Annotated in this window: 17 protein-coding genes; 10 read left to right on the top strand and 7 right to left on the bottom strand. The window is 72.6% G+C overall.

Features of this window, described 5'->3' with window-relative positions:
* Positions 1 to 286: 286 nt before the first annotated feature.
* The 6 genes from J2850_RS24075 to J2850_RS24050 all read right to left on the bottom strand — a co-directional run bounded on the left by J2850_RS24075 (position 287) and on the right by J2850_RS24050 (position 5,634).
* The gene (locus tag J2850_RS24075) at positions 287 to 451 is read right to left on the bottom strand and encodes a hypothetical protein (RefSeq protein WP_209987479.1); all 165 of its coding nucleotides are present in this window, start codon (positions 449 to 451) and stop codon (positions 287 to 289) included.
* 397 nt (positions 452 to 848) lie between these two features.
* Positions 849 to 1,952 (bottom strand): 5-oxoprolinase subunit C family protein, encoded by a 1,104-nt coding sequence (locus J2850_RS24070; RefSeq protein WP_209987477.1) that lies wholly within the window; start codon positions 1,950 to 1,952, stop codon positions 849 to 851.
* A complete protein-coding gene (pxpB, locus tag J2850_RS24065) occupies positions 1,949 to 2,671 on the bottom strand; it encodes a 5-oxoprolinase subunit PxpB (protein ID WP_209987475.1) in 723 nt (240 codons plus the stop codon). The genes J2850_RS24070 and pxpB overlap by 4 nt, the downstream gene beginning before the upstream one ends.
* Positions 2,672 to 2,682: 11 nt before the next feature.
* On the bottom strand, positions 2,683 to 3,984 hold the full coding sequence (locus tag J2850_RS24060) for a TRAP transporter large permease (protein ID WP_209987472.1): 1,302 nt from the start codon (positions 3,982 to 3,984) through the stop codon (positions 2,683 to 2,685).
* A gap of 3 nt (positions 3,985 to 3,987) precedes the next feature.
* The gene (locus J2850_RS24055; RefSeq protein ID WP_209987469.1) at positions 3,988 to 4,497 is read right to left on the bottom strand and encodes a TRAP transporter small permease; all 510 of its coding nucleotides are present in this window, start codon (positions 4,495 to 4,497) and stop codon (positions 3,988 to 3,990) included.
* 132 nt (positions 4,498 to 4,629) lie between these two features.
* A complete protein-coding gene (locus tag J2850_RS24050; protein ID WP_209987466.1) occupies positions 4,630 to 5,634 on the bottom strand; it encodes a TRAP transporter substrate-binding protein in 1,005 nt (334 codons plus the stop codon).
* Positions 5,635 to 6,254: 620 nt separating this feature from the next.
* Between J2850_RS24050 and J2850_RS24045 the strand changes: the two genes are divergently transcribed.
* Positions 6,255 to 10,421, top strand: coding sequence for an autotransporter outer membrane beta-barrel domain-containing protein (locus tag J2850_RS24045; protein ID WP_209987463.1), 4,167 nt, complete (start codon positions 6,255 to 6,257; stop codon positions 10,419 to 10,421).
* A 51-nt stretch (positions 10,422 to 10,472) separates the two neighbouring features.
* Here the strand turns inward: J2850_RS24045 and J2850_RS24040 are convergent, their stop codons facing one another.
* Positions 10,473 to 10,898, bottom strand: a complete 426-nt coding sequence (locus J2850_RS24040; RefSeq protein ID WP_281415076.1) for a cytochrome b — start codon at positions 10,896 to 10,898, stop codon at positions 10,473 to 10,475.
* Positions 10,899 to 11,075: 177 nt separating this feature from the next.
* On the opposite strand from J2850_RS24040, the gene J2850_RS24035 reads away from it, so the two are divergent.
* From J2850_RS24035 to J2850_RS23995, 9 genes are all read left to right on the top strand, one after another.
* Positions 11,076 to 11,513 (top strand): hypothetical protein, encoded by a 438-nt coding sequence (locus tag J2850_RS24035; protein ID WP_209987457.1) that lies wholly within the window; start codon positions 11,076 to 11,078, stop codon positions 11,511 to 11,513.
* Between the two features lie 237 nt (positions 11,514 to 11,750).
* Positions 11,751 to 12,212, top strand: coding sequence for a DUF4399 domain-containing protein (locus J2850_RS24030; protein ID WP_209987454.1), 462 nt, complete (start codon positions 11,751 to 11,753; stop codon positions 12,210 to 12,212).
* Positions 12,213 to 12,282: 70 nt separating this feature from the next.
* Positions 12,283 to 12,852 (top strand): DUF4399 domain-containing protein, encoded by a 570-nt coding sequence (locus J2850_RS24025; RefSeq protein WP_246513467.1) that lies wholly within the window; start codon positions 12,283 to 12,285, stop codon positions 12,850 to 12,852.
* A 59-nt stretch (positions 12,853 to 12,911) separates the two neighbouring features.
* Positions 12,912 to 14,459 (top strand): DUF4384 domain-containing protein, encoded by a 1,548-nt coding sequence (locus J2850_RS24020; RefSeq protein ID WP_209987452.1) that lies wholly within the window; start codon positions 12,912 to 12,914, stop codon positions 14,457 to 14,459.
* A gap of 245 nt (positions 14,460 to 14,704) precedes the next feature.
* Positions 14,705 to 15,532 carry an OmpA family protein gene (locus tag J2850_RS24015; protein WP_209987447.1) on the top strand — a complete coding sequence of 276 codons (828 nt, stop codon included), beginning with the start codon at positions 14,705 to 14,707 and terminating at the stop codon, positions 15,530 to 15,532.
* A 27-nt stretch (positions 15,533 to 15,559) separates the two neighbouring features.
* Positions 15,560 to 15,937, top strand: coding sequence for a hypothetical protein (locus J2850_RS24010; RefSeq protein ID WP_209987445.1), 378 nt, complete (start codon positions 15,560 to 15,562; stop codon positions 15,935 to 15,937).
* A gap of 26 nt (positions 15,938 to 15,963) precedes the next feature.
* Positions 15,964 to 17,139 carry a DUF4384 domain-containing protein gene (locus J2850_RS24005; RefSeq protein ID WP_209987443.1) on the top strand — a complete coding sequence of 392 codons (1,176 nt, stop codon included), beginning with the start codon at positions 15,964 to 15,966 and terminating at the stop codon, positions 17,137 to 17,139.
* A gap of 9 nt (positions 17,140 to 17,148) precedes the next feature.
* Positions 17,149 to 19,077, top strand: a complete 1,929-nt coding sequence (locus J2850_RS24000) for an adenylate/guanylate cyclase domain-containing protein (protein ID WP_209987441.1) — start codon at positions 17,149 to 17,151, stop codon at positions 19,075 to 19,077.
* Positions 19,078 to 19,247: 170 nt separating this feature from the next.
* On the top strand, positions 19,248 to 21,821 hold the full coding sequence (locus J2850_RS23995; protein WP_209987440.1) for an SUMF1/EgtB/PvdO family nonheme iron enzyme: 2,574 nt from the start codon (positions 19,248 to 19,250) through the stop codon (positions 21,819 to 21,821).
* Positions 21,822 to 22,090: the final 269 nt, after the last annotated feature.

Raw genomic sequence — 22,090 nt, 5'->3', positions numbered from 1 at the left:
GCGGCGAAAAGCCGGCCGGCCCGTGGGGGCCGCCCTTCCGAACACTGACCGCTGATGACCGCCATATGCATCCGCCCCGCAAGTTCCCGGCCGGCAAGGTCCCGGTCGGCAATCTCCCGACCGTTCAGCCTCTCTATTTTTGAGTGTACGAACGGTCCCGGGTCAACCACCTGCGCGGCATGCCCCGCATTCCGTCGGCGGCTGCGGCAGGACGGCATCTATGGGGCGGCATTGGAATGTGATCGCTTCAAGCGGCGCCGGGCGCACCCGCGGGGGCTGGACGGGCTCAACGGGCCATCGGCGAAAAGTCGCTCTGCACCATCGCCACGAGCCGGCGCTCGACCCGGATCAGGTACTCGCGCGTCTCCAGGTCGTGGCAGTCGCGGCTGTGGAGGCGGACGGTATGGACGGCCTTGACGATGGCGGGGGGATCGGTGAACGCGGTGGCCATGATCGTCTCTATCAAGTGACGATGGGAAGCCTACACCGTCCGCGTCGCCGGGTGCACTTCGAAGATGTGGGTGACAGGGATTTCACATTTCCCGGTCGGCCGGCGCGGGGGTCGTTCTCGCCACGGCCGACGTGCAGCCACTGCACGCGCTGCGCCGGTGGATGGGCATCATCCGGTTTGCCGGCCGGGCGAGATGCTCTGAAGATGGCCGGGCAGCCGGCGGATCGCCACCGTGAAGAAGCGCAATCGATCGGGGCGTGAGACGTACCGCCGTGGCGTCGCGTCCGGGAGGAGGTAATCGGGATGCCGATGCCGCCCGGACCGATCGGGAGCGTAGCCTGTGATTACACGGCGGTCATGTATCCCGCATCTGGCGGCGGCTGCGATCCCCCGCGCCTCACGCCAGCGGCAGGTCGCTGCCGCCGTTCACGATGTCGACGGTGCCGGAGATCAGGTTCTCGGCATAGAGCGCCTCCAGATCGATGCCGCCGGCCGGGCGGGCCGGGCGGATGGCCTGGATCCAGGCGGCGATGGCCTGCTCCTGGCGCCGGCGGATCGCCTCCGCCTCCTCCACCGCGACGGCGCGGAAGGACAGCGCGTCGCCTGGGCGCAGCCGGCCGGCGCGCGGCAGGTCGGCCGAGATCACCGTGGCGATCTTGGCGTAGCCGCCGGCGGTCTGGTGGTCGTTCAGCAGCAGGATCGGCTGCCCGCTGCCCGGCACCTGGACCGAGCCGGTGACCAGCCCGTCCGACGGGATGTCGGCGGTGCCGCGATGCTCCAGCGCCGGGCCTTCCAGCCGCAGGCCCATGCGGTCGGCCTCCTTGCCGACGCGGTAGGGTGCCGACAGGAAGGTCGCCACCGCCGCCTCGGTGAAGCGGTCCTCCTGCGGCCCGAGGACAACGCGCAGCGGTCCGGTCCCGTAATCCGGCGGCTGCGGCAGCTCGACGTCCGGGCCGGCGGGGGCCTCGCCGCGACCGAGCGGCAGGCGGTCGCCGTCGGCGAGCGGCCGGCCGCCCAGCGGGCCGACGCCGGCGCGCACATAGGTGGACAGGCTGCCCAGCACCGGCTCCAGCGCGAAGCCGCCGGCCACCGCCAGGCAGGCGACGGCGGCGCCCTCGACCGCCCCCAGCCGCAGCAGGTCGCCGCGCCGCAGCGTGTGGCTGCGGTGCGGCGCCAGCACCTCCGGCGCCTGCCCCGGCCGTTCCAGCGTCATCGCCAGCGGGCCGGCGGCGGCGACGCGGACGGAGCCGGCGTCCACCCGCAGCACCGGGCCGAGCAGCGCGATCTCCAGCCCCGCGGTGCCGGGCGGGTTGCCGGCCAGCGCGTTGGCGAGCCGAAGGGCCAGCGGGTCGAGCGCGCCGGCCACCGGCATGCCCAGCTCCTGGTAGCCGAAGCGCCCCAGATCCTGGATGGTGGCGAACAGGCCCGGCCGGACCACCGTCAGGCAGGGCCGGGCATCGGCATTGGCGGCGGCGGCATCGGCATCAGCGGCGACGGTCATGGCGCCGCCCTCAGCCCGGCGGGGTCGAAGCGGCCTTCGGCCACCTCCCCGGCGATGCGGTCGAAGGCGGCGCGATCCACCGCCTCGAAGCGCACGCGGTCGCCGGCGGCCAGCAGCACCGGCTCGGGCCGGCCGCCGTCGTAGAGCGGCACCGGGCAGCGGCCGATCAGGTGCCAGCCGCCGGGGCTTTCCCAGGGATAGACGGTGGTCAGCCGCCCGGCGATGGCGACCGAGCCGGCGGGCACCCGCAGCCGCGGCTCGCGCCGCCGCGGCCGTTCCAGTTCGGCCGGCAGGTCGCCCATGTAGCCGAAGCCGGGCATGAAGCCCAGCATGTAGACGAAATACTCCGGCGCGCCGTGCAGCGCCGCCAGCCGCTCCGCCGCCAGCCCCAGCGCCCCGGCCAGCCCGGCCAGGTCGGGGCCGAGCTCCGGGTCGTAGCAGACCGGCAGCCGCCACGACCGGCCCGCCGCCGGAACGGCGGTGCTGCCGGCCAGCGCCGCCTCCACCGCCGCCTGCACCTCGCGCCGGCCGGTGGCGACGGGATCGTAGACCACCAGCAGCGAGCGGAAGGTGGGGACCGTCTCCACCAGCCCCGGCGGCGGGTCGGCCTTCAGCCGGGCATGCAGGGCCATGACGCGGGCGTTGGTCGCCCGGTCGATGGCCTCGCCGAACTCGACGTTGAAGGCGGTGTCGCCGGCGCTGGTGAAGCGGACGTCCACGGCCGGCCCCCTCACCCGATCATCAGCGAGGGAAGCCACGACACCATGCCGGGGAAGAGCCAGAGCAGTCCCACCATCACCACCATCAGCAGGAAGAAGGGCAGGCTCGCCTTGCCGATGGTGAAGATGTCCTTGCCGGTCATCGATTGCAGCACGAACAGGTTGAAGCCGACCGGTGGCGTGATCTGCGCCATCTCCACCACGATGATGATGTAGATGCCGAACCACAGCAGGTCGATCCCCGCCCTCTGCACCATCGGCAGGATGACCGAGGTGGTCAGCACCACCATCGAGATGCCGTCGAGGAAGCAGCCCATCACCACGAAGAAGGCGGTCAGCGCCACCAGCAGCGCCGCGGCCGAAAGCTGCATCGAGGTGATCCATTCCGCCAGCAGGCGCGGGATGCCGGTATAGCCCATCGCCACCGTCAGGAAGGCGGCGCCGGCCAGGATGAAGCCGATCATGCAGGAGGTGTGGGCGGCCCCGAACAGGCTGTCGCGGAAGTTGGTCCAGCTCAGCGTCCCGGTCACCAGCGCCAGCACCAGCGAGCCCAGCACGCCGATGCCGGCCGCCTCGGTCGGGGTGGCGATGCCGACATAGATCGAGCCCAGCACGGCGGCGATCAGCAGCACCACCGGGATCAGCGCCCCGGTGTCGCGGATGCGGCCGGCGAAGCTCTGCGGCGGCTCGGGCGGCGGAACCCGGCCGGGGTTCAGCAGCGACCAGCCGCCGACATACAGCATGAACAGGCCGGTCAGCACGATGCCCGGGATGACGCCGGCGATGAACAGCCGGGCGATCGAGACGTCGGCGGCGACGCCGTAGACGATCATGATGATCGACGGCGGGATCAGCAGCCCCAGCGTGCCGGCCCCGGCCAGCGAGCCCAGCGTCATCATCGGGTCGTAGCCGCGGCGGTTCAGCTCGGGGATCGTCATGCGGCCGATGGTGGCGGCGGTGGCGGCGGAGGATCCCGACACCGCGGCGAAGATCGAGCAGCCGATGATGTTGACGTGCATCAGCCGGCCGGGCAGCCAGCCGGTCCAGGGCGCCAGGCCCTTGAACATGTCGGACGAGATGCGGGTGCGGAACAGGATCTCGCCCATCCAGATGAACAGCGGCAGAGCCGTCAGCGTCCAGGAGGTGCTGGCCCCCCAGATGTTGGTCGCCATCACCATGCCGACCGGCCGCGCGGTGAACAGGGCCATGGCGACGAAGCCGACGCCGGCCAGCGCCAGCGCCACCCAGATGCCGGCGCCCAGCATCAGGAACATGGTCACGACGACGACGATGGAGGCGGTTGTCTGGTCCATCGTTCAGCCCTCGCTCTGCAGGCCGGCCTGCTGGTAGGAGGCCTCGCCGCCGCGCAGCACCGCCAGCAGGTCGTCGAGCAGGGCGATCACCAGCACGGCCAGCCCCGCCGCCATCAGCGCCTGCGGCATCCACAGCGGGATCGGCAGGACCCCCTGGCTGAGGTCGCCGAAATCGTAGGAATCATAGGTCATGCGCGCCCAGTACCAGGCGAAATAGGCGCTGAGCGCGGTGGCGAAGCCCAGGCACAGCAGCTCCATGGCGCGCCGCGCGCCGCCGTGCAGCCGCTCCACCAGCACGCCGACCCGGATGTGCGCGCCGCGGCGCAGCGACGGCCCCAGCATCAGGAAGAAGGACGCGGCCATGCAGTAGCCGGCGAGCTCGTCGGCGCCCGGCACCATGCGGTCGAGCAGCCGGCTCGCCACCTGGGTCACCACCAGGAGGGCGATGGCGGCAAGCAGGACCGCGCCCAGGATCTCGGCGGCCTTGTAGAGGATGGACAGTGCGGTGCGCATGGCGCAACCACCTCCTGCGGTCGGTCGTGAAGAAAGGCGCCCGGCGGGCCGGCGGCCGGCCGTCCCCGCTGAACCTGCGGGGGGCGGCGCGCCGGTCCGCCGGGCGCGGCAGATCCGCTGTCCGGCGCGGTCCTACTTGCGGAAGGCGGCGATGATCGCCTCGCCGTCGGAGCCGGCGGCCTTCATCCACTCGTCCGTCATCGTCTTGCCGATGGCGCCGAGGCCGTCCTTCAGCTTGTCCGACGGCGGCAGCACCTTCATGCCGTTGTCCGCCATGGTCTTGTTGAGGTCGGCGGTCTTCTTCTCCCACTCGGCCCAGCCGGCGGCCTCGGCCTTGGCGGCCGCGTCCTGGACCGCCTTCTGGGTCGCGGGGTCCAGCCCCTTCCACAGCTCGGCGTTGACGAACACCATGTTGCGCGGCAGCCAGGCCTGCACGTCGTAGTAGACCTTGACGAAGTCCCAGGCCTTGGTGTCGACGCCGGTGGCGGCCGAGGTGATCATGGCGGTGACGATGCCGGTGCCGAAGGCCTGCGCCACTTCGGCCGCCTCGATCTTGACCGGGACGGCGCCGGTCAGTTCGGCGATGCGGGTGGTGGCCGGGTTGTAGGCGCGGAATTTCTGCCCCTTCAGCCCCTCCACCGACTGGATCTCGTCCTTGACGTAGAGCCCCTGCGGCGGCCACGGGATCGAATAGAGCAGCTTCAGGCGCTGGCGCTCCAGCTTCTTCTCCAGGTACGGCTTGGAGACGTCGTAGAGCTTGTGGGCCGCCGTGAAGTCGGTGGCGAGGAAGGGCACCGAATCCAGGCCGTAGAGCGGATCCTCGTTGGCCCAGGAGCTGATCAGCACCTCGCCCAACTGCGCCTGGCCCGACTGGACGGCGCGCTTGATCTCGGGATGGCGGACCAGCGAGCCGTTCGAATGGACGGTGATCTGGATCTTGCCGCCGGTGGCCGCCTTCACGTCCTCGGCGAACTGGCGCACCACGACGGTGTGCAGGTTCGTGTCCGGGTACGGGGTCGGCATGTCCCAGGTCTCGGCGACCGCCGTCGCCGGGCCGGCCGCGATGCCGATGCCGACGGCGAAAAGCGGGGCGGTGATCCGGGCGAAGAGACGGGCGCGCAGGCGTTCAGCGGTCATGGTGTCTCGCAAGCTCCCTGTTATTGGTTGGCCAGGATGATGTTTTGTTTTTCAGGCACATACAAGGCCCGATTGCACCTGTTTACATGACCGGCCGCGGGTTCTGTTCGCCGTCCGCCCTTCCGGTTTCGAGCATTGGCGCCACCCCGGCCGCTTTTGCTCTGAATCCCGACTGCAATACTCGACTTCAAGCGGTGCCGGCGGCCCCGCACCCATGGGGCGCGGCCGCCACCCGGCATGCCCTTCTTCCGATGTGGATGGATGATCAAAAAAATTGGACGCATGGTCATCTGTCTAAATCGATTTCTTGTGTATAGGGTGCGGAGCCGCCGAAGCTTTCCGCTTTGTTGGCCGGCATGCCGAGTGCGATCAAGAGTAAAAAGAACGGGCTTCCGGAAAAATGGATTTCGGTGTGAAAGTAAATCTGGCAAAATCTTCTTAAGATTGCGCTTGATTTCTGTGGATGGGACGATGGTTTGGCGGAAGGATTCGAAAAGGGAGCCGTTATGATCGTCGGCGCAATGTCGGGTGTCGCCACTTCGCGCGGGGAGATGGGGACTGGAGTTGACCGGAAGCGCCGTCTTCGCGGCGGTGCCTCGTCTTTCGCACTGGGCCTGGGCTTGTCCGTCCTGGCCATCAACGGCGCCGAGGCCGCTCTTTGCGGAACCCTCATCACCGGGCCGAACGCCACCATCTCGACGGACTGCGGTGCGCCGCTCAACGTCTCGACCCTGACCAGCCTGTCCATCACCGGCGGGGGAACCATCCGCGGGACGCAAAGCCTCGCCATCGCAAATTACGGCACCATTCTCGACATGCTGTCCAACAGCGGCACGATCAGGGCGTCTTTCGGCACCGGGCTCATGAATGCCGGCAGGATCGGGACGCTGACCAACAGTGGCTACATGGCGGCCGGGAACTCGAATGACCTTCTTCTCAGCAACGACACCAACGCCACCATCGGCACGCTGACGAACAGCGGGTGGCTCGTCGGCGGGCTGAACGGTGCGATCGACAATTACGGCAGCATCGGCGGGGTGACCAACACCGGCACCGGCACGATCGTCGGCGGCATCTACAACGAAGTGACCGGCCGCATCGGCACCATCGCCAACAGCGGGGTTGCCCCCGCAATCGCCAGCTACGGCACGATCGGCCTGCTGATCAACAGCGGCAGCATATCCGCCATCAACTATCCCGTCGACAACCGCGGCACGATCGGCACGCTGACCAACAGCGGCACCATCCTCGGCATCGGCACCTCGGGCTATGCCCTCGGGCTCAACAACCAGGGGAGCATCGGGACCCTGGGGAACGACGCGGGCGGCACCATAACCGGGAACCGGCGCGGCGTCGCCAGCGGCGGCACGATCGGCCTGCTGCGCAACCAGGGGCTGGTTGCCGCCGCCAGCAACGGCTCCGGCGGCATCGGCGGCAGCATCTACGGCCTTCACAACGACGGCGGCACGATCGGCACGCTCGTCAACGGCGGCACGATCAGGGGGTCCACCTACACCGGCTCCGTCCTCGGGGCCGGCGTGGTGTCGGAAAACGGCGGCGGCATCGGCATCCTCGACAGCTCCGGCATCATCGCCGGCCAGACGGGCGTGGTCGTCCGCAACGCCGCGGCCATCGGCACGCTCGTCAACAGCGGCACCATCACCGGCCTGTCCGGCGCCATCGCGGTCGGCGGCACCGGCAGCATCGGCACCATCTTCAACGCCGGCCTGATCGCCGGCAACATCACCAATGCCGGCCCCGGCGACCTCGCTTTCGGCGGCGGCAGCGGTCCGGGCCATGGCGTGCTCACCGGCTTCGGCGGCGGCACCGGCGGCACCGGCAAGGGGACGATCACCAACACCGCCTCCAACGTCCTGTTCGGCGCGGGCAGGATCCTGCTGAACGACGACATCGACGTCGGGGGCCGCACGGTCGTCAACAGCGGCGCGGTGCTGAGGCTCGTCAACCCGGTGACCATCGCCGGCAACTACCTGCAGACCGGCGGCACGCTGGAGATCGCCGCCGCCGGCCCGTCCGGCTACGGCAACCTGACGGCCACCGGCAACGCGACGGTCACCGGCGCGGCGCTGGTCCTGGACAGCTCGGCGGCCATCCTGTCCGCCGGCGACAGCTTCACCATCGTCCGTCCGGGCGGAACCGGCAGCTATTCGGCCTTCAGTTCCGTTTCCGGCACCGACCCCGGTTTCCTGCTCACCGCCAGCAAGGTGGGCGAGAGCCTGGTCCTGACGGCGACCCTGCCGTCCCCGCCGCCGCCGGCACCCCCCGCCCCGCCACCGGTCTCCCCACCCGTCTCACCGCCCGTCTCACCGCTGCCGCCGGTTTCGCCCCCCTCTCCCCCGGTCCCGGGGGTGGCGCCGGGGGTGATCGGCAGCGGCGGGGCCGATCCCGACGGCCTGACGCAGGCCGGGACCATCACCTTCGACGGCGGCACCCTGGCGCCGTCGGCGACGCTCACCCTTGCCCAGCCCGTCATCGTCACCGCCAACAACGGCGGCATCACCCCCAACGGCACCTCCGTCACCCTGTCCGGCCCGGTGTCGGGCAGCGGCAGGTTGGCGGTCTCGGGCGCCGGCACTGTCGTGCTGAACGGCAGCGTCACCAACAGCGGCGGCGTCGCCGTCGAGAGCGGCGGTACTCTGGCCATCGGCCGCACCGGCACCCTCACCGGCCCGCTGGCCCTGACCGGCGCCAGCAGCGCCAGCGTCGGCGGCATCGTTTCCGGACCCGTCGGCATCGACGGCGCCAGCAGCCTGACGGTCGGCAACGGCGGCACCATCACCGGTCCGCTCGGCATCACCAGCGGCTCGGCCACCGTCGGCGGGATCGTCGCCGCCCCGGTTACCGTCTTGTCAGGCGGCCGCATGATGGTGGTCGAGGGCGGTGGTGTCGGCGGGGCGGTCACCGTCTCCGGCGGCAGCGTCACCGTCGCCGCCAATGGCGTCATCAACGGCGCCGTCAGCGCCGGCAACCGCGGCAGCGTCACCGTCGACGGCGCCATCATGGCCCCGGTGACCGTCAGCAACGCCACCCTCACCGTCGATGCCACCGGCAGCACCGGTGCCCTCACCGTCAGCGACGGCGGCGCCGCCAGGGTCAACGGCATCGCCGCCGGCACCGTCGACGTGAAGACCGGCTCCACCCTCAGCGGCAATGGCACCATCCTGGGGGCCACCACGGTGGCCGGCACCCTGTCGCCCGGCAACTCGCCGGGCGTGCTGACCGCCCGGTCCGCCGTCACCCTGACCGGCACCAGCGTCTACCGCGCCGAGATCGACGGCCCCACCGCCGGCAGCGGCGCCGGCCACCACGACCAGGTCGCGGTGCAGGGCGCCAGCTTCACCGCCGCCGGCACGCTGGCCCCGGTGCTGCGTGGCATCGCCGGCAGCGCCACCAACGCCTACACCGCCACGCTCGGCCAGAGCTTCGCCGTCGTCACCGCCTCCGGTGGCGTGCTCGGCGGCTTCGACCGCCTGGTCCAGCCGGTGGAAGGGCTGGCCGCCGGCACCCGCTTCGACACCCTCTACGACGCCACCGCCTTGCGGCTGGTGGTGACGCCGGCCGGCTATGCCACGCTCGGCGGCTCGGGCAACCAGCGTGCGGCGGGGGCTGCGGTGGATGCGCTGCGCCCGGCCGCCGGCACCCGGCTGTCTGGGGAGCTGGCGCCGCTGTTCAGCGGGCTCTACGGCCTGGATGCCGGCGGCATCGCCGGGGCGCTGGACCGGCTGTCGGGGCAGACCCATGCCGACACGCTGGCCGCCGACCTCGCCAACCGCCGGCTGTTCGGCCAGGCGGTGGCCGGCCGGCTGGCGGCGCTGCGTGATGGCGCCGGCAGTGGTGCCGGTGGCGGTAGCGTGCAGGTGTCGGCCGGCACCGGCGGCGCCACGGCGATTGGCACGGCGGCCGGCGATGCCACCGGTACCGGCATGGGCGGCGTGTGGGGCCAGCCGCTGGCCGGCTACGGCCGGGTCGGCGCCGACGGCAACGCCGCCGGGATGAGCGAGCGCATCGGCGGCTTCCTGGTCGGGGCGGACCATGCCTATGACGGCGGGGTCAGCGCCGGCGTGGCGCTGGGCTACCTGCGCAACCGCGTGTCGACGCAGGGCGAGCTGGGCCGCGCCGACACCGACAGCTACCAGGCGACGCTGTACGGAAGCTGGGACGTGATGGGCTATGCCGGCCCCTATGTCGAGGGCGCGGTCGGCTATGGCTACGCCCACTATGACAGCGACCGGGGGATCGGCTTCGGCGGCTTCGGCCAAGGTGCATCGGGCGGGGCATCGGGTAAGGCCAACGGCCACGACCTGTCGGCGGAGCTGGCGGCCGGGCACCGGATGGCGCTGGCCGGCAGTGCCTGGATCGAGCCGCGGGCGGGCTTGCGGCTGGATCGCATCACCCGCGGCGGCTTCACCGAGGATGGCGGCGCTGCGGCGCTGTCGGTGGAGGCGTCGGCCTGGACGAGCGTGCGCGGCAGCATCGGGGTGCGGGCGGGCACGGCGGTGACGCTGGGGGGCTGGACGCTGCGGCCGAGCGCCTCGGCGGCGTGGGCGCACGACTTCGCCGACGTGACGGCGGACAGCACCAACCGGCTGTCCGGGGTTGCGTTCCGCGTGCAGTCGGCCAACCCCGGCCGCGACGCGGCGCTGCTCGGCGCCGGGCTGGCGGTCGACCTGGACGAGCGGCTGAGCGCCGGCGTCACGGTGCAGGACGAACTGCGCGCCCATGCCAACAGCGTCTCCGCAACCGCCGGACTGCGCTGGAAGCTGTAGGGTTTCCGGTCACCCGCCTCCTCGCCCGGATCGCGGTGATCGCTCCCGCGGTCAGGTGTCGCTGGCGTGCGCCCGGCCGTCGGGCAGCATGCGCCGCAGCACATCGTCGCGCAGCACATAATGGTGGTAGAGCGCCGCGGCCGCATGCCCGGCGGCCAGAATGACGATGGTCCAGCCGACCCATTCGTGGATCTCCCCGACGAGACGGTGCCCGTCCTTCGAGAAGGGCGGGAATGGCGGCTGGATGAGAATGCCGAAGAAGCTCATCGCTTCGTTGCCGGACCAGCGCAGCAGGAAGCCAAGGCAGGCCTCCGCCGCCAGCAGGGCGTAGAGCATGTAATGCGCCATGGTCGATGCCCGCTCCACCCAACCTTCGGCAGACGGTCTTGGAACGGATGGCGGCCTATCAGCCGGACGCCGAAAGGCTTGGCGTGTCCCAGTGGCTCCTGGACACCCGCAGCCGCCTGATGCAGGCAGCCGGCCTCATCCCGGAGGAGCCGGGGCGGGGGTCGGGTGGGGTCTCGGGTAGGGATTGCGGACATCCGGGTGGCGCTAGCCCGCGGCTGTGAGCTGGGCCACAGCGGGCGACGGTGGGGCGGCGCTAGGCTGTGGTCGTCGCGGCCCACCAGCCCGCCCGGATCGAAGGAAGCGCCCATGCGCCGCACCGTCCCCCACGCCGGTCCCCGTTCCAAGCCCCGGCACGGCCCGATGGCCGCCGCTCCCGCCATCGCGCTTTCCGCCGTCTTTCTCGCCGGTTTCCTGGCGTCCTGGGCCGGGTCCGCCCAGGCCTTCGAGGTCCGATCGGGCGGGGTTCCGCTGTCTGCCGCGGCGTTGGCCGGCGTGGCGCCGCGCGGCGGGCCGCCCGCCGGGGCCGGCATCGCCGCCGGGGGTGGTGGCGGACCTTTCCCGCCCTGGATGGGTGGCGCTCCCGCAACCGGACGCATGGCCGCCGGCCCGATGGGCGGCCTTTCATCCTCCGGTTTGCCGATGTCCGGTGTGCCCGTGGCGGGCCGGCAGGGGCCGCGCGACGGCGCCCCCGATCCGGCGAGCCGGTCTGCCCTGAACGAGCAGTTGTTCGGCATCCGGCGCTGAGGCATCGAACGCTGAGGCATTGGAGAAGGGCTGCCAAGCCCCCCGGCCCGGCTCCCGATCCCGGCCGCTGCACCAATTCGGAAGGAGGCCACGGGCCGATCCCACACCAGCCGGAACACGGATGACCCGGGTCGCGGATTGATTGGCTTACCTATGATTACAGGGCGCTTCGCTTCCCGGAGGAAGACTAAGATGGACGGCATCCGACGAAGGGCATGAAGAACCGGGGAGGACGTCATGATGCGGACTGCCGTGATCGCGGCCGGTGCCGTGCTGGTCTTGCCGCTGCTCTTGCCGTCACCGGGAAACGGCCAGGAACAGGGGAACGCGGATACCGCCCACCGGTCGAAGGCACCGGACGACGCACACGCCTACATCCTGTGGCCCCGTGACGGCGCGGTGGTGTCCGGCGGAAAGCTGTGGGTGCGCATGGGCTTGCAGAACATGGGCGTGGCGCCGGCCGGGGTGGCGCAGCCGGACACCGGCCATCACCACCTGCTGGTCGACACCGATCTCGGGAACCCCGGCGAGCCGATCCCCAACGACCGGCAGCACCTTCATTTCGGCGGTGGCCAGACCGAGGCGCGGCTGGACCTGCCGCCTGGGCGCCACACGCTGCAGATGGTGCTCGGCGATGCCGACCATGTCCCGCACGACCCGCCGGTGATGTCGCAGAAGATCACCGTCACCGTCCGCTGAGCCGTGTCCGCTGGGCCATGTCCGCCGGGCCGTCGCTCCGCCCGCCACACCGACCGCCGGGGAGGCCGTCATGAAGTCGACGATCGCGCAGTCCGCCATATCCCCTGCCGCTGTCGTGGCCGTCATGCTGCTGGCGCTGGCCTGCGGCCGGCCGGCCGCGGCGGCCGGTGAAGCGCCGCAGCAGGCCGGACATGACCATCACGACGCATCCGGCGACCCGGCCCGGCCCGCCGCCGGGACCGACGGCCCGCGGCGGACACCGGGCAACAAGGACGCCTGGCTCTACATCGGCTGGCCGAACAACGGCGAGGTGGTGGGGACGCGGTTCAAGGTGTGGTTCGGCCTGCGCAATTTCGGCGTCGCGCCGGCCGGCGTGCGCCGGGAGAACACCGGCCACCATCACCTGCTGATCGACACCGACCTGAAATCCTTCGACGAGCCGATCCCCAGCGACAAGCAGCACCTGCATTTCGGCAAGGGTCAGACCGAGACGGTCTTGGACCTGCCGCCGGGGCGCCACACGCTGCAGCTCGTGCTGGCCGATGCCGATCATGTGCCGCACGACCCGCCGATCATGTCGAAGAAGATCACCATCACCGTCCGCGCCGACCGCGGCAGCCAGCAGCTTTCGGCACGCTGACGGCCGGACGGGGCCGGCCGGGAAGGATCGCCCGCAGCACACCGCAAGGAGATGACGGCATGAGCAAGCTCCGGCCGCTGGCGGCCATCGTCCTGACGCTGGCGCTCGGCGGCTGCTTCACCTCCGGCGAATCCGCCCGCGTGGTGCAGCAGCCCAAGACGCCGGCGGTACGCACCATCAGCAGCTTCAGCGAGGCGCTGCGCTGCATGGACGGGCTGCTGTGGGCCCACGGCAAGCGTGACATCTATCTCACCGCCAACGGCCTGCCGGACGCCACCGGCCGCGTCGCCGGCGGCACCAAGGAGATGCTCATCACCGCCGTCTCCCGCATGTCCGAGACCTCGAACGCCTTCCGCTTCGTCGATTTCGAGCCGGCGCTCGACGACGTCAACGCGCTCTACTGGCTGATCGGCGTGCAGCCGGACTTCCGCGCGCCCTCCTACTACATCCGCGGCGCCATCACCCAGCTCGACGACAACGTCGTCAGCGAGGCCGCGAACGCCGGGCTGTCGCTGCCCAAGCTCGACCTCGGCGTCTCCGCCGACCAGGTGGTGTCGATGGTCTCGGTCGACCTCAACGTCGGCGAGCTGGTGACCCGCCAGATCATCCCCGGCATGTCGGCCTCGAACACGCTGGCGGTGGTCTCATCGGGCAAGGGGGCGGATGCCGGCGGGCTGATCGGCAAGGCCGGCCTCTCCTTCAACGTCTCGCTCAACCGGACCGAGGGACTGCACCAGGCCGTCCGCACCCTGGTCGAGCTCAGCACCATCGAGGTGCTGGGCAAGCTGACCCGCGTGCCCTACTGGCAATGCCTGGGCATCGACCAGACCAATCCCGCCTTCATGGCCGAGGCGCGCGGCTGGTTCGAAGGCATGTCGCCGACCGAACGCATCTCCTTCGCCCAGCGCGCGCTGGCCGCCGACGGCTATTACGAGGGGGCGGCCGACGGCCGGCTCGACGAGCGCACCGCCGAGGCAGTCGGCCGCTACCAGGCCGACCACGACCTGATCGCCACCGGCCGCATCGACTTCGACCTCTACCAGCGCCTGCTCGCCCGGCCGCCGGGCCGCGACGGCGCGCCGCCGGCCCGTCTCCAGTCCGTCAGCAACGCCGGCGGCGAGGGGCTGCCGCGCGCCGCCCCGTCGCCGGCCGGGCTCGATCTCGTGCTGAGTTCGGACCGTGGCCCCACCCCGCGCTACCGCGCCGGCGAGGCGCTGGTCCTGCGGGTCCAGCCGCGGGCGGACGGCTTCGTCTACTGCTACTACCAGGACGCCGCCGGCACGGTCGCCCGCATCTTCCCCAACCGCTTCCAGCCCGACGCCTTCGTCGAGGCCGGCCGGCAGGTCGAGATCCCGCCGGGGGTGCGCAAGCCCTTCAACCTGCGCATGGACCGACCGGGCGCGGAGGAGGCGGTCGCCTGCATCGTCTCCCACGACGAGATCGGCCTGCGCATCCCGGACAGCCTCAAGCGCGACGACCTCCAGCCGATCCCCGGCACCGCGCTGAAGGACGTCGTCGACGCCTTCGCCGCCGCCAAGGGCAGCGACGCCCGCGCCCGTTACCTGACGGTCCGCGTGCTGCCGGGAACCGTGGCGCAGGGAGGGTGAGGGGACCGTCCCGTCACGGAACCTCCCCCCCGCAGATGGTGATGCCAGCCGTCATGCCCGCTGGTGACACGGCCGCCGGATGGGTGCATCGGACGGTGCGGAAATGACGACGCCGAATGATGAGGGCGCAAGGGCGAGGGGGCGGGAAATCCCCGTCCGGGTGTTGACCGGCTCACAGCGGGGCGGGGCGGGCAGGGGATAGAACCGGGGAAGACGACGCATTCCCCCTGCCGATGGAGCTTCCGATGACCAGGTCCGCGCTGCCCTCCGCCGTTCCGTTCGTCCTGCCGATCACGGTTGCCGCCCTGCTCTGCGCGCTGCCGGCCGCTGCCCAGACCGTCGAGGGCAGCGGCGCCTCGCGGGTGATGATGTTCGACCGCCCGCCCAGCGTCGACGAGCTGCGCGGGCTGGTCGCCCCGGACGCCGGCGGCCAGAAAATCCGCACGCGCAGCATCGAGATCGTCGGCGGAGCCGCCGATGCCGCCGCCCGCCGCCCGCGGCCGGTCGACGAGGTGAACTACGCCCTGCCGCCGTCTTCCGCTCCCGCCACTCCTGCCGTCACCCCGGCCGCGGCCTCTCCGGCGGCGCCGCAGTCCGCCTCCTCCCGGCAGGCGCCGGACCGCACGGCAGCGCGGCGGCACCGCGAAGCCCCCCCGGCCCCCCCGGCGGCGGCGCAGGAAGCCGCCGTTCCCGCCGAACAGGCCGCCGTCGAGCATGCCGTCACCGAACAGGACCCGGCGCCGCAGGCCTTCGGCTTCCGCATCAACTTCGCCTTCAATTCCGCCGACATCCCGGCCGACTCCGCCGGCTATATCGATGCGGTGGGCAAGCTGATGGCCGAGGACGGCGGGCTCGCCCTGACGGTGCAGGGCCACACCGACGCCACCGGCAGCCTCGCCTACAACATGCTGCTGTCGCAGCGGCGTGCGGTGGCGGTGGGCGAGTATCTGGTCCGCGTCCACCACATCGATCCGGGCCGCATCACCGTGGACGGCCGCGGCCCGACCGCCCCGCTCGCCGCCGACCCCTACGACAGCCGCAACCGCCGCGTCGAATTCAAGCCGTCGCGCTGACCGCCGGCAGGATGGAGGAACGATGCCATGAAACCACTCCCGATGGCGGTTCCGATGGAGGTCCGGGCGGCGGTCCGGGCGGCGGTCCTGCCGTTCGTCGCCCTCTGCCTGCTGTTCGCCGGCACCGCGGGCGCCACCCTCGTCCGCAAGTCGGAAGACCGCGCCTCCGGGCCGCAGCCGGGCGGCGTCGACGTGGTTCCGTCCGGCAACCGGGTGCGGGTGCAGTGCTGGCAGGACGGCCGCAAGATCATCGACGAGACCGACCTCGCCGTCGTGTCGCTCAGCATCGCCGGGCAACTCGACGGGCTCCGCTTCCGCCGCAGCGGCGCGTCCGACGGCATCATGTCGGTCACCACGCAATTCCGCACCACCTGCCTGCTGACGCCCCGTGAGAAGGGCGGATGACGGCGCATCCCGGAAGGAGCCGGCCCATGGCCCGCGATACCCTCTTGCGTCTGCTGCCGGCCGTGGCGGTCGCGGCGCTCGCCTGCGGACAGGCCGGCGGCCTGCGGGCCGAGGCGGTGGTGGTGGCGTCGAACGCCCCCGGCTACACGCTGGGCCAGCTCCTGCCCGACGGACAGGCGGTCCGCCTGCCCGAGGGGGCCGGCGCCACCGTCCTGTTCGCCAACGGCCGGCTGCTGCGCCTGCGCGGTCCCTATGACGGCGTGCCGGACGCCGCCGTGCCGTCGGGCCGCCCGCCGGCCGGCGCCACCGCCGACGACCGCTTCGTGCAGACCGACCTCGGTGCCGCGCGGGCGCTCGGCAACCGGCTGGACGGCGCGCTCGACAGGGCGCTGGCGCTCGATCCCTCGCTGCCCGGAACCTACTGCATGCGGGCGGGCAGCCCGCCGCCGCTGCGCCGCCCCGCCGATCCGGCGCTGGACCGCCTGCTGCTGGCCGACGCCGACGGTTCCGCTGGCGGCCCCGGTGGGAGTGGTGGCGGTGGCGGGCAGGGAGGGGGGATCCCGATCGCCTGGACCGCCGGAACCCCCGCTCCCTGGCCGCCGTCGCTGCCGCTCGGCCACGGCAGCGAGGTGCGGGTCCTGCGCGCCGACGGCACGCTGCTTGGCTCGCTGCGCTTCCATGTGGTCGAGGCGTCCGGCGCTGCCGGCATGGCGGTCGGCATGGCCGCGGCCGGCTGCGCCGCCCAGCTCGGGGCGGCGCTGGCGGCGCTGCGCGACGCGGCGCTGCCGCTCGACCTGTCCGTCACCGCCGAACGCGGCCCCGCCGCCGCCTACCGGCCTGGCGAGGACATCCGGCTGCAGGTGAGGACCGACCGCGACGCCCATGTCTACTGCTACCTGCGCAACGCGCGGGCCCAGCTCGTTCCCATCTTTCCCGCCGGGGCGGCGAAGAGCGCCGAGGTGGCGGGCAATGCGCCGCTGACCCTGCCGGGCGAGCGCATGCCGCTGCCGCTGCGGGCCGGCGACGGCGCGCTGGAGGTGCAGTGCCTCGCCGCCGTCCGCGACCTGGACGGCGAGATGCCGGGCCGGGCCGAGCCGTTCCGGCCGCTGTCCGACGCCGATGCCGCCCGGCTCGACCGCACCATGTCCGGCCTGCGCGACGGCGAGGCGGCCTCCGCCCGCCTCGCCCTCACCATCCGGTGAGGGCGCCGCATGGATGGCTCTCCCCGCCGCCGCGGCCGTGCCGCCGCCAAAGCCGTTGCTGCCGAAACGGTTGCCGCCGAAGCCGGCGGCGGTGGACCGGAGGCAGGCCGCCCGCAGCCCGCGCGGCATCCCCGGTGGCGCCTGACCCTGGCGGTGGTGCTGGGCAGCGCCGTGCTGGCCTTCGCCGCGGCGCGGCTGGTGCCGCCGCTGCATGCCGCCGACGAGACGCTGGCCGACCGGCTCGCCGCCGGGGCCGCCCCTGCCGAGCCGCAGCATCCGGCCGTAGCGCTGGTGCTGTTCGGCGAGGACAGCTTCGCCGGGCTGGCCTGCCGCTCGCCGCTCGACCGCGGCATGCTGGCCGACATCGTCGCCGTCCTGGCGGCGGCGGGGGTGAAGGCCATCGGCATCGACATCCTGTTCGACCAGCCGACCCTGCCGGCCCAGGACGAGCGGCTGCGCCGGGCCCTGCTCGGGGCGGCGGTGCCGGTGGTGGCGATCACCGCGCTCGACCAGACGCCGCTGACCGAGCGGCAGCGCCGCTTCCTCGACGGCTTCACCGACGGCCTGCCGCGCGGCCACGCCAACCTCGCCAAGGACCGGCTGGACGCGGTGGTGCGCTGGCACGTGCCCTTCGGCGCCGACGGTACGCCCAGCCTGCCGGTGCGGCTCGCCCGCCTCGGCGGCGCCGCGGCGGTGCCGGCCGAGCCGTTCCGCATCGCCTGGCACGGGCGCCCCGACGCCGCCACCGCCCCCTTTCCGGTCTATCCCGCCGACGCGGTGGCGCTGCTGCCGAAGGAGTGGCTGGCCGGGCGGCTGGTGCTGGTCGGCACCGCGCTGGCGGGGATCGACCAGCACCGCACGCCGCTGTCGCCGGCCGGCTCCTCGACCCCCGGCGTCGAGGTCGAGGCCCATGTCCTGGCCCAGCTCCTCGACGGGCGGACCAGCCCGCGGCTGCCGGCCGCGGGGGAGGCGGCGCTCGCCGTGCTGGCTGCGGCCGCCGGGGTGGCGCTGGCGGCGTCGGCGCCGCCGCTGTGGCTGCTGGCCCCGGCGGCCCTGCTGCTGCTGGCCGCCGCCTGGGCCGGCGCGGCGGCGCTGTACTCGGCCGGCGGGCCGCTGGTGCCGCTGGTGGCGCCGTCGCTGGCCTGGGGGCTCGGCATCGCCGCCATGACGGCGCACCTGTCGCTGCGCGAGCGGGCCGACCGCCGGGTGATGATGCGGCTGTTCGCCAACCACGTCTCGCAGCCGGTCGCCGACGAGATCTGGCGCGCGCGCGCGACCTTCATGGCCGGCGGCCGGCCGCGGCCGCAGCAGCTCACCGCCACCGTGCTCTTCTCGGACATCGAGGGCTTCACCACCATCTGCGAGGCGCTGGAGCCGGAACCGCTGATCCGCTGGCTGGAAGGCTATCTCGACGCCATGGTCCGGATCGTCGCCGCCCATGACGGGGTGGTGCTGCGCTTCGTCGGCGACGCCGTGCTGGCGGTCTTCGGGGCGCCGGTCGCCCGCACCACGCGGGCGGAGATCGACGCCGACGCCGGCCGTGCCGTCGCCTGCGCGCTGCAGATGGGGCGGGAGCTGGCGACGCTGAACCGGCGCTGGCAGGAGGAGGGGCTGCCGCCGGTCGGCATCCGCGTCGGCCTGCACACCGGCCCGCTGGTCGCCGGCAGCCTCGGCGGGCTGCGCCACAGCGAATATTCGCTGCTCGGCGACACCGCCAACACCGCCGCCCGGCTGGAGGCCTACGGCAAGCAGGTCGCGGCCCGCAGCTCGCCTCACTGCCGCATCATCGTCGGCGAGCCGACCTGGCAGGCGGTGCGCGACCGCGTCGCCGCCCTGCCGGTGGGCGAGGTCGCGCTGAAGGGCAAGATGCGGAGCGTGCGCATCTGGCTGCTGCTCGACGAGGCTGCCGGCGGCCGGGACCAGAGCGCCAGCGGATGAAGTAATCCCTTGGGGCGGACAAGTCCCCGATTGCCGGAGGTAGGCCGGAGGAACGGCTTGGAAGCCCCCTGTTTCCTCTGTATCGTTCTTGCGATCCTTGGCGGGTTTCGGGAAATATTTGGAAAAATCCGACGGCTGTCGGCGCCGCTTTCGCCGGGCAGGGAGGCGGAATGGTGACATGGAACGGGCCGCGCCCGGCGTTGGGCATGGTTCTGGCGATCCTGCTCGTGGTGGCGGGGCCGTGGGGCCTTGCGCTGGCCGCCGGTCCCGCGGGCGGTCCCGACAGCCGTTCGGACAGCCGCCCAGAAAGCCGCCCCGAAAGCCGCTACGCTCTGGTGATCGGCGTCGGCACCTACACCAACGCGCCGGAGCTGCTGAACCCGCGCAACGACGCCCGCGCCATCGGCGAGGCGCTGCGCGGGCTCAACTTCACCGTCGACGAGCTGTACGACCTCGACGCCCGCGGCTTCTCCACCGCGCTGCGGCAGTTCGGCCTGCGCGCCTCGCAGGCCGACGTGGCGGTCATCTTCTATGCCGGCCACGGCATCCAGGTCGGCGGCGTCAACTACCTGATCCCGGCGGACGCCCAGCTCGAACGCGAGCGCGACCTCGTCTACGAGGCGATCCCGCTGAACCTGCCGCTGGGCGAGCTGGCGCAGGCCCGCAAGCTCGGCATCCTCATCCTCGACGCCTGCCGCAACAACCCCTTCGTCGACCGGCTGACCCGCACCGGCTCCAACCGCATCCAGGCGCACCCCGGCTTCGGCAGCGTCGACGACACCCCCAGCGACACCCTGGTCGCCATGGCGACCCGCGCCGACCAACTCGCCGAGGACGGCACCGGCGACCACAGCCCCTACAGCGCCGCCCTGCTCGAACACCTGAAGACGCCGGGGCTGGAGCTCAGCCTGTTCTTCCGCAACGTGCGCGACACCGTGCGGCAGGCGACCAACGGCCGGCAGGAGCCCTTCATCTACGGCTCGCTGGGGGCGGCGCCCTTCTACTTCAACCCGCGGCCGTCCAACCGGGCGCCGGTGCTGGGCGACCTGATGGCGCTGACCGTCACCGACAAGGGCGGCGCCGCGCCGATGAATGTCGGCAAGCCGTCGGACCCCGACGACGACCAGATCTTCGCCCGCGTCACCGGCCTGCCGCGCGGCGGCAGCGTGCGCGTCGACGAGCGCAGCGTGCTGATCGGCGACTACCTGACCGCCGAGCAGCTCGCCGCCACCACCTTCAAGCCCGACGGCAGCTTCAACGGCGATGCCGGCGCCTTCGAGTTCACGGTGTCCGACGGGCGCGGCGGCTCGACCGCCGGCACCGTCCCGGTCACCATCCTGCCGGGCAATCGGCCGCCCGTCGTCGCGGCCGAGCGCCGGCTGCGCGCCGTCGCCAATCCGCTGGCGATCGAGGCGCCGACCGACCCCGACGGCGACAGCCTGACCGTCACCGTCACCGGCGTCCCCGACCGCGGCACGGTGCGCAACGGCGCCGCCGCGGTGGCGGCGGGCGACCGGCTGACGGTGCAGGCGCTGGCCGCCCTCAGCTTCGACCCCGGCGCGGCGGCGCCCGGCCCGGCCGGCAGCCTACGCTACAGCGTCGAGGACGGCCGTGGCGGCAGCGCCGCAGCGACGGTCGAGCTGGAGGTCGCCGGTCCCGGCACGGCCCCGGTGGCGGACCTGGAGGAGAGCGTCTGGACGCGCGTCCGCACCAGCAGCGAGCCCGGCGACTACCGGGCCTTCCTCCAGCTCTTCGGCAACGGCGGCCATGCCGCGCTGGCGCGCCGCCAGCTTGAGATGCTCGGCGCCCACGGCCGTGCCGAGACGGCCGCCGGCCCGCAACCGCCTTCGCAACCGCCTTCTCAACCGCTTCCGCAACCCGCACCGCCGACGGCTCCGCCCCCCGATCCCTCCGGCGCTGCCGGCCAGTCGGCCAGCCAGGCGGCGGGCCAGATGGCGGCCGCGGCCCCGCCACCCCCGACCGGCAGCGGGAGCGGGGCGGCGAATGGGGCCGCCCGCAACCACGGCTCCGGCAACAGCTTCCAGGACTGCCCGACCTGCCCGGTGATGCTGCGGGTGCCCGCCGGCAGCTTCACCATGGGCAACGACCGCGGCGACGCCTCGGAGCGGCCGGCCCACCGCGTCGCCATCGCCAAGCCCTTCGCGCTCGGCGTCTACGAGGTCACCGTCGGCGAATGGCGCGCCTGCATGCAGGAGGGCGGCTGTGCCGAGATGCCGCGGATCTCCGACGCCACCGACGCCACGCCGGTCCACAACGTCCATTGGAAGGATGCCGACGCCTATGTGGCGTGGCTCAGCCGCAAGACCGGCCAGCGCTACCGGCTGCCCAGCGAGGCGGAATGGGAGTATGCCGCGCGTGCCGGCACCGCCGGGCCGCTGTGGTGGGGCGGCGAGACGGGCGTCTTCGCCGACTGCGACGGCTGCGGCGGCCCGCACGAGGCCCTGGCCCCGGCGGCGGTCGGCAGCTACAGGCCCAATCCCTTCGGCCTGCACGACATGAACGGCGGCGTCGCCGAATGGGTGGCCGACTGCTGGAACCGCGACTATCGCGGCGCCCCCGCCGACGGCGGCGCCTGGACCAAGGGCGACTGCCGCAAGCGGGTGCTGCGCGGCGGCTCCTGGCGCAACAAGCCGGCCGAGATCGCCGCCGGCCTGCGCAACTTCTACGACGCCGACGTCCGCTACCTCGACAACGGCTTCCGTGTCGCCCGCGACCTCAAGTGAGGCGGCGTCAGCGCTGGGCGGACCCGACCGTCTGGCTGGCGCGGTTGCCGATGCCGGTGGCGAGGTTGACCGAGCTGTTGACGTTGTTGAACCGCACGCCGCCGTTTTCCAGCGCGAAGGGCAGGTGCGGCAGCGGCCCCGCCGACCTTTTCCGCGACGCCAGAGGCGATCCACTGGGTCGGCGATACGCCCTCTTCCCGAGCGAGCCGGGCCGCGGCGCCCTTGACGGAGGCGGGCAGTTTCAGGGGACAGGTCGCCTTGCCCATGTC

Origin of the sequence: Azospirillum picis, assembly GCF_017876115.1 — a bacterium.
GTDB classification, from domain to species: Bacteria; Pseudomonadota; Alphaproteobacteria; order Azospirillales; family Azospirillaceae; genus Azospirillum; species Azospirillum picis.
Note: the sequence above shows the minus strand (reverse complement) of the source record. Positions and strands in the feature narration are given on the sequence as shown.

Coding starts and splice junctions, on each gene's coding strand:
- J2850_RS24075 (WP_209987479.1), bottom strand. CDS start 451: ATGGCCACCGCGTTCACCGATCCCCCCGCCATCGTCAAGGCCGTCCAT.
- J2850_RS24070 (WP_209987477.1), bottom strand. CDS start 1,952: ATGACCGTCGCCGCTGATGCCGATGCCGCCGCCGCCAATGCCGATGCC.
- J2850_RS24060 (WP_209987472.1), bottom strand. CDS start 3,984: ATGGACCAGACAACCGCCTCCATCGTCGTCGTCGTGACCATGTTCCTG.
- J2850_RS24055 (WP_209987469.1), bottom strand. CDS start 4,497: ATGCGCACCGCACTGTCCATCCTCTACAAGGCCGCCGAGATCCTGGGC.
- J2850_RS24050 (WP_209987466.1), bottom strand. CDS start 5,634: ATGACCGCTGAACGCCTGCGCGCCCGTCTCTTCGCCCGGATCACCGCC.
- J2850_RS24035 (WP_209987457.1), top strand. CDS start 11,076: ATGCGCCGCACCGTCCCCCACGCCGGTCCCCGTTCCAAGCCCCGGCAC.
- J2850_RS24030 (WP_209987454.1), top strand. CDS start 11,751: ATGATGCGGACTGCCGTGATCGCGGCCGGTGCCGTGCTGGTCTTGCCG.
- J2850_RS24025 (WP_246513467.1), top strand. CDS start 12,283: ATGAAGTCGACGATCGCGCAGTCCGCCATATCCCCTGCCGCTGTCGTG.
- J2850_RS24020 (WP_209987452.1), top strand. CDS start 12,912: ATGAGCAAGCTCCGGCCGCTGGCGGCCATCGTCCTGACGCTGGCGCTC.
- J2850_RS24015 (WP_209987447.1), top strand. CDS start 14,705: ATGACCAGGTCCGCGCTGCCCTCCGCCGTTCCGTTCGTCCTGCCGATC.
- J2850_RS24010 (WP_209987445.1), top strand. CDS start 15,560: ATGAAACCACTCCCGATGGCGGTTCCGATGGAGGTCCGGGCGGCGGTC.
- J2850_RS24005 (WP_209987443.1), top strand. CDS start 15,964: ATGGCCCGCGATACCCTCTTGCGTCTGCTGCCGGCCGTGGCGGTCGCG.
- J2850_RS24000 (WP_209987441.1), top strand. CDS start 17,149: ATGGATGGCTCTCCCCGCCGCCGCGGCCGTGCCGCCGCCAAAGCCGTT.
- J2850_RS23995 (WP_209987440.1), top strand. CDS start 19,248: ATGGTGACATGGAACGGGCCGCGCCCGGCGTTGGGCATGGTTCTGGCG.